Annotated in this window: 14 protein-coding genes; 6 read left to right on the top strand and 8 right to left on the bottom strand. The window is 25.6% G+C overall.

All coding sequences use genetic code 11. The features are described from left to right. Nucleotides 1-2: 2 nt before the first annotated feature. The 5 genes from TY07_RS03210 to TY07_RS03190 form a co-directional block, all read right to left on the bottom strand. The gene (locus TY07_RS03210; protein WP_042395263.1) at nt 3-1,343 is read right to left on the bottom strand and encodes a hypothetical protein; all 1,341 of its coding nucleotides are present in this window, start codon (nt 1,341-1,343) and stop codon (nt 3-5) included. Nucleotides 1,344-1,346: 3 nt separating this feature from the next. Next, nucleotides 1,347-2,360, bottom strand: coding sequence for a metallophosphoesterase (locus TY07_RS03205; protein ID WP_172676158.1), 1,014 nt, complete (start codon nt 2,358-2,360; stop codon nt 1,347-1,349). 110 nt (nt 2,361-2,470) lie between these two features. After that, nucleotides 2,471-3,604, bottom strand: a complete 1,134-nt coding sequence (locus TY07_RS17155) for a DUF116 domain-containing protein (protein WP_052330596.1) — start codon at nt 3,602-3,604, stop codon at nt 2,471-2,473. Between the two features lie 197 nt (nt 3,605-3,801). Next, nucleotides 3,802-4,962 carry an iron-containing alcohol dehydrogenase gene (locus tag TY07_RS03195; protein ID WP_042395261.1) on the bottom strand — a complete coding sequence of 387 codons (1,161 nt, stop codon included), beginning with the start codon at nt 4,960-4,962 and terminating at the stop codon, nt 3,802-3,804. Nucleotides 4,963-4,978: 16 nt separating this feature from the next. After that, the gene (locus tag TY07_RS03190) at nt 4,979-5,227 is read right to left on the bottom strand and encodes a hypothetical protein (RefSeq protein WP_042395259.1); all 249 of its coding nucleotides are present in this window, start codon (nt 5,225-5,227) and stop codon (nt 4,979-4,981) included. A 308-nt stretch (nt 5,228-5,535) separates the two neighbouring features. Here TY07_RS03190 and TY07_RS03185 point away from each other — a divergent pair, with 308 nt between their 5' ends. From TY07_RS03185 to TY07_RS03170, 4 genes are all read left to right on the top strand, one after another. After that, the gene (locus TY07_RS03185) at nt 5,536-6,996 is read left to right on the top strand and encodes a DUF4317 domain-containing protein (protein WP_042395607.1); all 1,461 of its coding nucleotides are present in this window, start codon (nt 5,536-5,538) and stop codon (nt 6,994-6,996) included. Nucleotides 6,997-7,232: 236 nt separating this feature from the next. After that, complete coding sequence (locus tag TY07_RS03180; protein ID WP_156327407.1) at nt 7,233-8,042, top strand: EcsC family protein; 810 nt, start codon at nt 7,233-7,235, stop codon at nt 8,040-8,042. A 96-nt stretch (nt 8,043-8,138) separates the two neighbouring features. Further along, nucleotides 8,139-8,651: a L,D-transpeptidase gene (locus tag TY07_RS03175; RefSeq protein ID WP_052330595.1), complete on the top strand. Its 513-nt coding sequence runs from the start codon at nt 8,139-8,141 to the stop codon at nt 8,649-8,651. A gap of 185 nt (nt 8,652-8,836) precedes the next feature. Then, nucleotides 8,837-9,151, top strand: a complete 315-nt coding sequence (locus TY07_RS03170) for a hypothetical protein (protein ID WP_042395254.1) — start codon at nt 8,837-8,839, stop codon at nt 9,149-9,151. 158 nt (nt 9,152-9,309) lie between these two features. Here TY07_RS03170 and bsh read toward each other — a convergent pair whose 3' ends face one another. Both bsh and TY07_RS03160 read right to left on the bottom strand, forming a co-directional pair. Beyond that, entirely contained in the window at nt 9,310-10,299 is a 990-nt protein-coding gene (gene bsh / locus TY07_RS03165; RefSeq protein WP_042395251.1) for a choloylglycine hydrolase, read from the bottom strand. A 132-nt stretch (nt 10,300-10,431) separates the two neighbouring features. Continuing rightward, nucleotides 10,432-11,925 carry a bifunctional ADP-dependent NAD(P)H-hydrate dehydratase/NAD(P)H-hydrate epimerase gene (locus TY07_RS03160; RefSeq protein ID WP_042395246.1) on the bottom strand — a complete coding sequence of 498 codons (1,494 nt, stop codon included), beginning with the start codon at nt 11,923-11,925 and terminating at the stop codon, nt 10,432-10,434. Between the two features lie 295 nt (nt 11,926-12,220). On the opposite strand from TY07_RS03160, the gene TY07_RS03155 reads away from it, so the two are divergent. Together TY07_RS03155 and TY07_RS03150 are read left to right on the top strand one after the other, a co-directional pair. Then, nucleotides 12,221-12,913 carry a Crp/Fnr family transcriptional regulator gene (locus tag TY07_RS03155; RefSeq protein ID WP_042395244.1) on the top strand — a complete coding sequence of 231 codons (693 nt, stop codon included), beginning with the start codon at nt 12,221-12,223 and terminating at the stop codon, nt 12,911-12,913. After that, nucleotides 12,903-13,325, top strand: coding sequence for a cytidine deaminase (locus tag TY07_RS03150; protein WP_042395241.1), 423 nt, complete (start codon nt 12,903-12,905; stop codon nt 13,323-13,325). The genes TY07_RS03155 and TY07_RS03150 overlap by 11 nt, the downstream gene beginning before the upstream one ends. 108 nt (nt 13,326-13,433) lie before the next feature. Here TY07_RS03150 and srtB read toward each other — a convergent pair whose 3' ends face one another. After that, nucleotides 13,434-14,123: a class B sortase gene (gene srtB, locus TY07_RS03145; RefSeq protein WP_052330594.1), complete on the bottom strand. Its 690-nt coding sequence runs from the start codon at nt 14,121-14,123 to the stop codon at nt 13,434-13,436. Between the last annotated feature and the right edge of the window lie 93 nt (nt 14,124-14,216).

Below are 14,216 nucleotides of genomic sequence, written 5' to 3'. Positions count from 1 at the left end.
CTTTAAATAAAGTTTAATAAAATTCTATCTATTCCTTCATTTATATATTGTTCTAATTTTTTTGAATCGTGTAATAAAGTATCGTCAAATGAAAATAGTGAATTATATTTTCCAACCATTTTTAAGTGCTTTGGATATGAAAATATATAATCCTTACAATACATTGGACATCCCATTACAAGCTTTTGCCTTCCTCTATTCATCCTTGTACATTTTGCATATAATGTACAATATTGTGATGTATTAGTAACATAAAAAGGCATATGTAAAGTATGATTTCCTTTTGCTATATTAAGTTTGTACCCACAGCTTTCATACTCAAATCTATTTATATTATTATCTTTTAAAAATTCACTAAATATCTTACTATTAAGACTATTATCACCTATTAATGCCTTGTTTTCATTATATCCATTTTTATAAATATATCTAGGATCCTTTTTTCTTTTATTTAACAAAACACCTAAACATAAAGTCAAATAATCTTGTTTATTTTCTACTACCTTTAACATTCCCCAATCATTTATTACTATTTCTATTTTTTTATTATTTTCATTACACCAATTATATATTTCATTTATTATAGATTTTATTTTATCAATATAACACTCTCTAACATATGTAAAGCAAATTGTTACTTCTAAGCCCTCATTATTTGCCTTTTTTATTATATCTATAAGCATTCTTTTACTTGGAAATAAATTATGACAAAACTCATTTCCAACATAAATTCTTGATATATTTTTATACATAAGCTTATGCTTTTCTATAAAATTATCTTTTAAATAATTGCTCATAAATGTTTCTATGTCTTCATTTAAATATTTATTATATAGCTCATAATTATCTACATTAATGGCTAATTCTACTGAATTTAAAATTCTATAATTAAAGCTATCATAATTTAAATTTACCATCCACTCTTGCTTTTGACTTATATAATCTTCATAGAAATCATAATCTTTTTCTGATGGATATCCTACCATCTCATTAGAAAAATCATTATCATCACTATATGCCTTCAATCTAATATATCGAGTATAATTGTTAAAAGCATTTCTCACATTTTGTAAATAAATTTCATCTTTAATAGAAAAAACATAAGTTACATAAAACTCATGCTTTCCCTTATTTATCAAATTATATTTTTCTATAGTTATTTCTTTATATCTATTTTCATCAAATACATAAAATATAACCTTTAATTCATTTATTTCCTTTACCTCTTGTGCTAATCTTATAGTTAACCTTTCAGGAGATATTTTCATTATTCTTACTTCTTTACTATTCAATAAACAGGTTATTAACCCTGATGGTAATAATTCTACTTCTTCTCTTTCCAAAATTTATTTCCTCACAATATCAATTACTACATATTCACAATGTTTTTCTGTTCTTAATGGATATCCCCAACCTGCTATTCCACAAGATACTATTATATCCATATCATCTTTTTTTTCATATCCATATTCCATTTCATTAATGTTAAACAACTCCATTAATCGTCCTAGTGGCCATATTTGACCATAATGTGTATGTCCAGAAAGCATTAAATCATATCCATTTTCACTATTTTCTTTTAATTCACAAGGCTCATGATCAACTATTATTTTATAATAATCATCACTAACTTCTTTTGATAGCTCTTGTGATGATTTTCTAGTTTCATCTACATAAGATCTATCTTTTCTTCCTATTATACATAGTTCATCATTTATTTCATATATATCATCTGCAAGTATTTTTATTCCTGAATTTATTATTGCTTCCTCTAACTCTTCTTCAGTATAATTAGGATCTACTGTATATGTAGATTTATCATGATTTCCATATACGTAATATACACCATAATTACTTTTAATAGTTGATAATATTTTAAATGCATCTTGCATTTGTTTTAAAGTCGTACTTTCATCTACAATATCTCCACCTAATATTACTACATCTGCATTAGTTTTTGATATTTTATCACAGTATTTTTGCAATGTCTCATTATCCATAGTAGTACCAAAATGAAGGTCTGATATAAAATCCACTCTATAGCCTTCACTCCTAATATTTTTATTTGTATACACAGTATAATCTTTTTCAATTATATTATTAACATTTATATATCCATAAACAATTAAAATTGCTGTTAATGATAATGGTATAATTCCACTTCTATAAATTACTTTAATGAAACTATTATTAGTAAATTCCTTTACAATAAAATAAACTAATTCAACTGCCCATGCAATTATAACAATATGAAATACTACAACTGCCCATGTTCCCCAAACTTTTAATGCTGGTATCATTATAATTAAGGTTAAAACTAAACTTATAATTTTTTGTTGCTTAACTTTTTTGCTCTTCATAAGCAAACCTAAAATTCTTCTAATAAAAAAATACATATATATTCCTAAAGGAATCATAAATATTAATGGTAGTACAATATAGAAAAACACCTTTTACTCCCTCTTTCTATCTAATGCTTCTTACCTAATATTTCTTTTTCTAGATAAAGTTCATTAATTTCTGTCATCTTTTCTTTATCAAGCCAATGCTTACTACACCCCGAATAATCTAATAAAACACATTGTGGAATAAAACCTAATCGTAATGCCTTCCAACCTCCAGACATCAAGTTAGGTATACATGCTATTCCTATAATTCCTATTTTATTTTTATCTTTTACATCTATTTTATTTATTATTGTTTCATGAGGTATTATACATACATCTATATATCTATTTTCCATCAAATTATTTAATTTATTAATATTACAATTTGCACTACATCTTTTGCATCTTAATCCATATTCGCCTTCAACTGCTTTACATTTACTTTTTACCTGTCTCATACATCCTGGAGCAAATATTTTCTTATCTTTACATTGTAAAAACTGCTCGCTATATACTTCATTCATTATTTGTGAAGATACCATATTAAAATAATACTGTACCTTCCCCTTAGTGCAATAAATTAAATCTTCTCTATTTTTATATTTATTTTTTGCTTTTTTCAAAAAAATATCAAGTTGCTTTATATATAATCCAATTGTTCCATCACAAATATTACACATACTTTCAGCAATGCTTAAAGACTGCTTAAAAAACTTTCTCTTATATTCTTCATCCTTAACTTTAAGAAAATCTCCCCATACTTTCATTCGGTAAACTTCTTCCTTAAAATCTCCACTAGCTTCCATCCAATTTATAAGGATATTAATATCATAATTATCATTTTCGCTGACTTCTTTCATTAAAATATTACTTATTAAATATCCTCTTATTTTATCTATATTTCTATTTAAACTTTTGCCTTCTCTTAATTTATTAAATATTTTAAATAAACGTAAAGTTCCCTTATTTATTTTTTTAATATATTTTCTATAGTCCTTTAACATAGCCCCTATCATTAAAAACTCTATAGCATATTCATCTTTTGTTCTTAAATCCTCAATATTATTTTTTACAACATATATCATAAATTCTTCTATTTGTATTTTTCCATAATCAAATAATAAATTTTTTATTCTATTGCTTACTGCTTTGAGTTTTTCATAATATGCATTGGAGTTTACACTTTTTCCTTTTAAATTATAAGTCAAAATATCCATATTACTTCCCCCATTACTCGATTTTTACCTTATAAGAAAAAAATAATCATTTTCTTTCACAAGATAATATATTTTTTTAATTATATTAATTTTAATCTTATTTAAAAGAACAATAAAGCAATTTATGGAAATTTATAATTTTATTAATAAAATAATGCCAGGTAGTTTTCTCTCACTACCTGGCATAACCCAAATTACTATAAACACATTTCTAAAATTTTCTTAACATCCTCTTCATTTAATGGAACATATGCATATTCTAAAGCTCCATGCTTAACGGCACCTTTTGCCATTTCATCAAAATGAGTTTCATCAATATTAACTTCCTTTAAAGTCATTGGAATTCCGCAATCCTTAAAGAATTTTTCTGTTAAATCAATTCCTTCGTTAGCTAATTCAAACTTATTCTTATTAGAATCTAAATGCCATACATTTACTGCATAATCAACAAATTTATCTACAGTTTCATCGCTTAATATATATCTCATCCATCTAGGAGTTACAATTGCAAGTCCTACACCATGCGTAATATCATAAAATGCACTTAACTCATGCTCTATTGGATGACAAGTCCATGCTCCTGGTTTTCCTGATCCACAAAGGCCATTTAAAGCCATTGAACTAGCCCACATTAAATTTGCTCTTGCCTCATAATTTTTAGGATCTTTTAAAGCAATTGGACAATACTTAATACAAGTTTCTAATAACCCCTCTGAAAATTTATCTTGAACGAAAGCTCCTTTTGTCTTTTTAAAATAACTTTCAAAAATATGTGACATAATATCTGCTGTTCCTGCAGCTGTTTGAATTGCTGGTAATGTATATAAATATTCTGGATCTAAAATAGAAACCTGTGGCTTTAATTTATCACTTCCTGTACCAAGCTTTTCATTTGTATCCATTTTAGTAATAACCGCATTTCCATTCATTTCTGATCCTGTAGCTGCTAACGTTAAAATAGTTACTATAGGTAAAACTTTATTTATCTTTTCAGAATTCGTTACTAAATCCCAAGCATCTCCTTCATAAAAAGCACCTGCAGCTACAACCTTTGAACAATCTATAGTACTTCCTCCTCCAACAGCTAAGATAACATCAATGTTATTTTCTCTACACAGGTCAACCCCTCTTCTAACAGTTTCAATTCTAGGATTTGGTTCAATCTTATCAAGTTCAACTATATTACAATCTTTAAGTAACTCTTTTACTTTATCATATATTCCATTTTTCTTTATACTTCCTCCACCATAAGCAAGTAAAACATTTTTACCAAATCTATTTATTACTTCTGGTAATTTTTCGATTTGACCTTTTCCAAATAGCATTTCAGTATAAGCATTAAATTTAAAATTTTCCATAACTGACTCCTCTCATTTAACTTAAAATTTTATTAAACTCTTTTTTTACCATTCCTATTAATAGTCTAGTTATATTAATTATAACTGCAATATTTCCTAAAATATTTATTATCATCATTAATTCATTTGGAATAAAACTTAAAGCATTATTTCCAGTAAAAATTTCCTTTATAGATCCAACTAAATAAATAATCATTACTAATAAAATTATTAACGAAAATAATAATTTTATTAATTCCCCTACTAACTTTATATTTTCCCTCATACTTCCCCCTTAATCATTTGTTATTTATTAATATTATACCAACTTTTTCTATTATTATAAACTGAATTATAATCTTGCTATGGAGTCTTAACTCCACATTAAGCTAAGAATTCATTGCCTTATGGTGTGTGGCGGTTATTATCTCATACCTAAAAAGGTGAGAATATTACACCGGCTAACCATAAGATAAATATTGCTTAATCCAAATTTTAATTACTTGCAGAGACTTTCAATGAATATTATACTTATATTGGTAACATATTCTTTACTATGTTTTAATAAGAATTAATGTGATGAAAGGAATATCTATGAGAAAAAAAGATATATTAGAATTAAAAAAGCGTTTTAAAAAAGACCATTGTACTTTTACAAAAATGTGTGGTTGCTATGTTAATGGTGAAAAAAATGTACTTTTAAAATTTAGAGAAACATTTTTGAATTTAGAAGAAGATGATTATTTTAAATTTTTAGAAATTGCTAAAAAAGTTCTATCTGGAACTATTGGAAATAATATTTTAGAGCTTAACTTTGAACTTAATGAAGAACATATAAATGAAAAACAACTTTCTTTTATGAAACTAAAAAACAGTGGATTAAAAGATGATGCTTTACTTGATGAATTTTATAATTCAATTATAGAAAATTATGATTATACTGGTAACTTCTTAATTCTTTTATTCCATGATGCTTATGATGTAATTACAAAAACTAAAGATAATGCAAAACTAGATGAATCTGAAGAAGTATATGAATATATTTTATGTGCAATATGTCCCGTTGAACTATCAAAAGCTGGGCTAAGATACTTTGAAGAAGAAAATTCAATAAAATCACGTACAAGAGATTGGGTTGTAGAAGCACCAAGTAATGGTTTCGTATTCCCTGCTTTTATAAATCGTAGTACAGATGTTAATTCTGTAATGTATTATACTAAAAATGCAAAAGATACTCATCCTGAGTTAATGGAAAATGTTTTAGGTTGTCCTTCAAAACAAACTAATACAGAACAAAAAGAAGCCTTTAATGATATTGTTAGAGATGCTCTTGGTCCTGATGAAAAAAAAGCCGATCATTTCTTTATGGAAATCCAAGAAAGCTTAAATAATAAGATTGAAGAACATAATAGTATTTATGAAGATACTGATGAACCTATAGTATTAACTAACGATGTAGTTCAAGAAATCTTGGCATTAAGTGGTGTACCTGATGAAATTACAACTAAAATTGAAAAGTCATATTCAGAAAATTTTGGGGATACACCTCCTATAGCGGATATACTAATAGATAATAAAGCTCTTGCAGCTAAAGCCCAAAAGAAAAAAGAAGAAATGCTAGAAAAACAAGTGAAAATTCTTGAAAATAAACTTGAAAGGGTTACTCAAACTGCTTCAAGTAACTTTGAAAACAATGTAATTCCATCAGAGCTTGAATCTGAAGCGGCCATTGAATCAATTAATTATGAAGGTAATGAAGAAAACCCTAATGATAATATATCTACTGAAAATAATTTAGAAGAAATAACAAATTTTGAATCTAATGAGGATTTTAATGATACTTCCGAAATTAAAGAAGAAGTAAAATCAATAAATAGTGATACTATTTCTGAAAATGATATTGATTCTTCTTTAAATGCTGATATAGTGGTTAAAGTAAATCCTGAAAAAGTTGAACAAATAGAAACAAAAATAATTGATGGTAAAAAATATATCGTTATTCCTATTGATGATAATGAGCAAGCTAATGTTAATGGAATTGAAAAAACTTTATAAACTAGATTCTAAGCTAGGGACGTGTCATTGTTACCTTAAACCTAAATATGTAAAAGTGTTACAACGACTAGATAGTAAATAACTATTAATATAAAAAATCCACAAAATTTATTGTGGATTTTTTTGCTTTTAATTGATATAAATTAATTTTCTTCACTAATATAAATCAAAATATTAATAATTTTTATTAACTTATGCTATACTTTAATGAATAAATATATTTTAAGGATGTTATTATGAAAAAGGATTCAAATAGAAATAATTTAATTCAAAAACAATTAAAAATAATAACTAAAAAAGAAGAAAAGTTACTAAAAGAACCTAATGATAATTATATAAAAAATAAAATATCTCCAATTAAAGATAAAATAGAAGGTATGGTTCCTGATAAATTACAATCAACTTTAGAATTAGCTTTTCAAAAAGGATTCAAGGTAGTATTTGATAAAGGTACTGCTGTTATAGAAAAAACTTATAATAAAGAAAATATTAATATGGAATATGATATTAATACTTATGCTGTTAATAAATATCCAACGAGAAAGAACTTAAGAAAAATAGATAAATCCACAAACAAGAAAACAATTTTCAATAAATCTTTAACTATTGTAGAAGGCTCTGCACTTGGTTTGCTTGGAATAGGCTTACCTGATATACCTATTTATATTGGAGTAATATTAAAATCAATATATGAAATTAGTTTAAGTTATGGATTTGATTATTCAACAGAAAGTGAAAAAGCATTTATTTTAAATATAATTTGTGCTACTGTTACTTCTGGTAAAGAAAGAAGTCATTACTTCGATAAAATTGATTTAATATCAGATGAAATAGATAACAATAAAAATCCTACTTATAATATAGAAGATATGCTAATTGAAACCTCTAATAAAATTTCCGTATATATGTTAACTTCAAAATTTATTCAAGGGCTTCCTATTGTAGGAGTAGTAGGTGGAGTTACTAACTTTCTAACATTACAAGATATTACTACAATAGCTAAACTAAAGTATAAAAAAAGATATTTAAGAAAATTATCTTTCTAAAAATAATAGCAAATAAAAAACTCTCCTCTTTATTCGAACATTATAAGTTAAACATTCATAAACTAAAATGTTTAGTAATTAAAAGAGAGAGATTTTATGGCATTTTATAATACTCTTAAAAACTTATATAATAAAATAATTTTTTCAAAATATATATTAACTCACAATTATAGACTTCCATCAAATTATAATGATACTTCTACTCAATTTGTAAATAATAGTAACTTATCTAGCAGTACTAAATATCTTATTTGGGTTGATACTAAAAATTTTCAGGTTAATATATTTTCTGGAGCTAAAAATAACTGGATCCTAGTAAAAAATTATATTTGTTCTATTGGAAAACCTTCTACTCCTACACCTTTAGGTACATTTAAAGTTGGTGCTAAAGGCTATTCTTTTGGAGAAAATCATGGATATGTTTGTTATTATTACACGCAATTTAAAGGTAATTATCTCTTCCACTCAATTATATATAACTTAGATAATACTGTTAGAGACGGGCGCCTTGGCTTTAAAATTAGTAATGGCTGTATTAGACTTGCTAAAGTAAATGCTAAATGGATTTATGATAATATTCCGTATGGTACCACAGTTTATATAACTTAAATCTTCTTTTTTATCTATTAAAATAATTTAAAATTTAATTCATATCTATTGTATTTTTGATTAATAATAAAATTAAAGAGAGATTTTGATTTGTAGTAATTAATTGATTTTTTATTTCAATTGACTTTACATTTCAATAACTCTATACTGTTAATAATACTAATAATATTTAAGGAGATTTTTATATGTCAGTTTATTTTATAACTTACCATATGCAAAGCAACTCTCATCACCATGACCATGAACATGGAGAAAACTGTAATTGTGGAGGCGATCCTGATTACGATTTAGTTTGTGAAATTGAAACTTTAGGTAGATGGGCTCACTTTATGCCTACTAGCTACCTTGTACATACTTCTCTAAATGCAGATGAAATTTTAGAAAGACTTTCACCTAAGGTTGGTAGCAAAGATTTATTATTTGTTTCTAAAGTTGAATCTAAAAATATGGCTTCTTTAACTCCACAAGTTAAAGAATGGATTACTAATGTTGAAGGATAAATAAATAAGTAAATCCCAATCAAGTAGATTGGGATTTACTCTTGTATTTTATAAATTATTTTTATCTAACTATACTTATTCATCTATTTAATAAATCCTTTCCTTAGGCTATAGTAGCTTGTTTAGATTTAATTACATAAGTATCGATTAATTATATTTTAATTTTGATAATTTATATCTTGAGTTGTTGGATATGGGAATATTTTCAATTCTTTACCTTCTAATTTTTCTTTCTTCATATCAACTGCACTTATTCTATTATTATCATAAGATTTATAATAATAAATACCTTCTTGTTGGTCCATACAAGAAGAATATAATGTTAAGTCCTCTAATCCATCTTTAGTTATAACACCGCCCTTTACCATTTTTACATAATCAAGCATATGGAAAAATTGAGTAACTGCTTGAATATCATTTTTTACTGAAGTCATATGTGCTCTAATATAAGCAATTCTTACAAATCTTGAAGCTGGAGCAAAGTCACCAGGTATTCCTAAACTTCCTGCACCTATTCCTAAAGGAGTTAACTCTTGATCACTCCATTTAGTATCATTAGGATAATTTGGAGTAAGATATAAATATTCATTTAAATTTGTTAAGTGCCAATCAAATGTTGGATTGTTAGTCATTACTCCAACAGTATTGTCATAAAAAGCAAATTTATTTTTAGTTTTTTCAACTACAATAGACTTTCCTGTTTTATCACTTATCATCCAATGTAGTGTTGGACAAGGAGTTTTTTCATTAAGAGGAATATCAACTAATTCTATATTTTCAATATCCTTCTTAACTTCCTCTATAGTATCATGATTAGATAATACCCATTGAATAAAGTCATAGGGACCAATATTAGTTTTTCCTTCAACAGGCTCCTTTTCCCAATAAGCATAGCCTGCAAAATTTAAACCAGCACAAGCTAATCCATTTTCATTCATACCATCAGCTATTGTAGGATGATTATCAATAACTGTTCCCATACCAATTATTGCACGATTATTAGTTATCATATTTCCTGTAACTTTATCTTTAAATTGAAAACTTTTTGGTATTATCATGACTGCTTGATTAAAGGTATAAGCCAAATCCATATTTCTTCCAAAAAAATATTTTCCTTCATCTGATTTTATACTTAATGCTGTACACATATTTACACCTCATTTTTATTTACTATATAAATTGACTATATATGAGCTTATTATGTGTATTATTAAGCACACTATACTAATTAAATCACAATTTTGACTTTTTAAAATCTTATGAATTTCATTACCAATAACTTATTTTACAAGGTATTCAACTACATACGGAATTTTTTCTATAACATGTGAAGCATTAACGCAAAACATCTCTTTTGAAAGTATATCACCACAATATCCATGAATATATGCTGATACTATTGTAGCTTTAAAAGGTTCATACCCTTGCCCTATAAAAGAAGCAATAATTCCTGTAAGAGTATCTCCCATTCCACCTGAAGCCATTTTACTATTACCTGTTGAATTTACATAAACTTCATTACCATCAGTAATTATAGTATTATATCCTTTTAGCAATACTATCACCTTATATTCTTTAGCAAAATTAACAGCAATACCTATTCTATTTTCAATTAAACTTTCAACATCAACACCAGTAATTCTAGACATTTCTCCCATATGAGGTGTTATTATAATCTTTCTTTTACTATTCTTTAATAATTCTAAATTACCTTTAAGTACATTTAATGCATCAGCATCAAGAACTACAGGGCACCCATTTTTAGATAGAATATTTTTTACACACTTTAATGTCAATTCATTATTTCCCATTCCTGGTCCTATTGCTATACTATCACTATTTGATATAACACCTTCAAATGCAATATCCTCATAAGACATTGACATAGCTTCTACTAACTTACTTTTTAAAATATCTAATATAGATTTCTTTGTACAAAGAGTAACAAGCCCTGCCCCACTTCTTACTGCTGCCTCTGTTGAAATATATGCTGCTCCTGTAAAATTTTCAGATCCTGCCATAATAGTAATTCTCCCAAAATCACCTTTATGTGCACACTTATTTCTCTTTTTTATAATATTTTTTACATCACCTATTTCTGTTAAATACTCCTTATGGTGAAATTTATTAACTACATATTCTGGTACACCTATTTTTTCAACTATTATAGTACCTGTATACTTTTCACCTTCATAATCTAAAAAACCTTTTTTGTAAACTTCAAAAGAAATAGTTTTATTTGCTTCGATAGAAGTTCCTAAAATACCAAAGCTATCACATTTCATTCCTGAAGGTATATCTATAGCCATTATATATGAATTACTCTTATTTATACTTTTAATAACTTCCTCATAGATGCCTTCTATTTTCCTAGTTAAACCTACTCCAAAGATTGCATCAATAGCCATATCATTTTCTAATAATGCTTCCCTTAAATTTATCATATCCTCACTGGTAATAATATGCTTTATATCAATTCCTATATTTTTTAAAATATTATAATTTGCAAAGCAATCCTTACTCATAGAATGATTTCCTACTATAAAAACATCTATTTTCATATTCATGCTAAAAAGTTGGCGTGCAACAGCAAGGCCATCTCCCCCATTATTTCCTGTTCCGCAGACTATAGTAAATGATTTAAACTTTTGAAAATCTATATTTTTAATAACCTTCAATGCTGCATTTTCCATAAGAACAATTGAAGGAATGCCCAAATCATTTATACAATAATTATCAATATTTCTTATTAACTCAGAATTTCCTATTTTCAAAATATCATCACCTTTTCAACATTTAATTTATTCTAATTATAACATTATTTAACTATCTACTATAATTTTATTTCATCTATCCCTCTTATTATATTTCACAAAAAAAACTCTCCCCTTTTTAAACATTATCTATATTTTAAATATATTTTACATCTTAATAATATTATTAATTTCACAAAGCTCCTTTAAATACTCTTGGACATTTGTCCTTGATTTTTTCTTGTAACTTCTTTAAATTAATTAATATGATATAATTAATTTACTTTATTTAACTTACTTACTAAGGAGAATTAAAATGAACAACTTACCTTATTTTTTAGATACTTGTCCTAGTTATATAAAAAGTAAATTTATAAACATAAAGTTTAATACTTTTGATAAAATTCTTATACAAAATGAAATTGCTGACTCGGTATATATAATAAAAAAAGGAAAAGTCAAAGTTTATTCACTAACACCTACTGGTGTTAAATATCTTGAAAGAACTTATTGTGAAAATGAGCTATTTGGAGAACTAGAAATATTTGCTGATAAACCTATATTAAATTATGTAGAAGCAATTGAACCTTGTGAAGCTATTAAAATTTCTAAAGAATCTTTTTTAGAATGGATTAAATATGATAGTGATTTTTCTTTATATGTACACATAAAACTTTCCGAAAAAATGTATCATACTTCTATTAATAGTAAAGCAAATGTGGCCTATAATTTAAAAGATAGAGTATTATTCTTTTTATGGAAATTTTTAAATGATCACAATTTAAATACTGTACATAAGGATATACTAGTAGAAGGTGTTGGTTCAAACATTAGAAGTGTTAATAGAATTATTAAAGAGTTAGCCAATGAAAATATTGTTGAATATAACAAAGGATTTATTAAGGTAAATGACATAAATAATCTTGTTGATATAATTTTCTCACCTAATCCTAATAATAATTTAGTAGGTATTTTTAATAAAAAAACAGGAGGTAACTATGATAGATAGAAAATTATTAATAGAAAAAGCATTTGATGCTCAAAAATATTGTTATACACCATATTCTAATTTTAATGTAGGTGCTGCTTTACTTTGTGGTAATGGTGAAATTTATCAAGGCTGCAATATAGAAAATGCTGCATTTACCCCTACAAACTGTGCTGAAAGAACAGCTTTCTTCAAAGCAATTTCAGAAGGACAAAAGGACTTTACCGCTATTGCTATTGTAGGAAACAAAGCTGGTATTAAACCTGGAGATGGTGATTACTGTGCCCCTTGTGCTGTTTGCAGACAGGTTATGGCTGAGTTTTGTGACTTAAAAAACTTTAAAGTAATTATTGCAAAAAGTACTGAAGACTATTTAGAATATACATTAGACGAACTTTTACCATTAGCATTTACAGGTAAAAATTTAGACTAAACTATTAAAAGCTATTGATTTTCATCAATAGCTTTATTTATATAAATTTTCTCATATATAACTTTATCAATACTTTTAAATCTTTCAAAATAAAATAAGATTAGTAAATTATTGTTCTTTATCTATAAGCTTGCCTGTAACTACCAATCTAGCATCATCAAATTCATATGAACATGTTGATAAAGTTATAATTTTATCATTTTCATTGACACTTATATCTGATTTATATATTGATTTATTTTTTATTCTCTCTAAAAATTCTTTATATTCATCTTTGTCTTCAAAACTAGTTTTAGTATAATTATCATTAATATCTGTTATATATACAGAAAAAACCTTATATTTTAAATATTGACCGTTACTTAACTCTATTTCTATATCATTATTATTGTAGAAAAAGTCTTCTTCTTTATATTTTTTTAAATTTGCAAACATAGTTCCATTTTTCATGTTATGTCCAAATAATACGGTATTTTGATCATCAAATCCATTATTTAAATAATTCATAAATATTGAACCTGATACTATGTACTCATTATTTATATCTTTATATAAATACTCTTCATTATCTTGTCCTTGAAGAATTGGATAATTTATATTTGTATTATCAATTTTTATCCACCCTCTATAATCTATATTTTTTTCAAATAAATTATCACTTTCTTCCTTTTCTTCTCTAATTAAATTATATACTTTATCCGCATCATTATATTCTTTTAATTGATGAATTATTTTATATGCACATATAACTATTATTAAAGTTAAGACTATATTAATTATACTTTTAAATATTTTCATTAAACAATCCCTCATTTTTATCTTATAATTTATAAATTTTTCTCATAATATAACTTATCAAAACTTTAATTTATATTATTAATGTAAATTAAA

The sequence above is a fragment of the Clostridium saudiense genome, from assembly GCF_000577815.1.
Classification (GTDB): Bacteria; Bacillota; Clostridia; order Clostridiales; family Clostridiaceae; genus Clostridium; species Clostridium saudiense.
The sequence above is the reverse complement of the archived record's forward strand: the minus strand, read 5'-3'. Positions and strand labels throughout refer to the sequence as shown.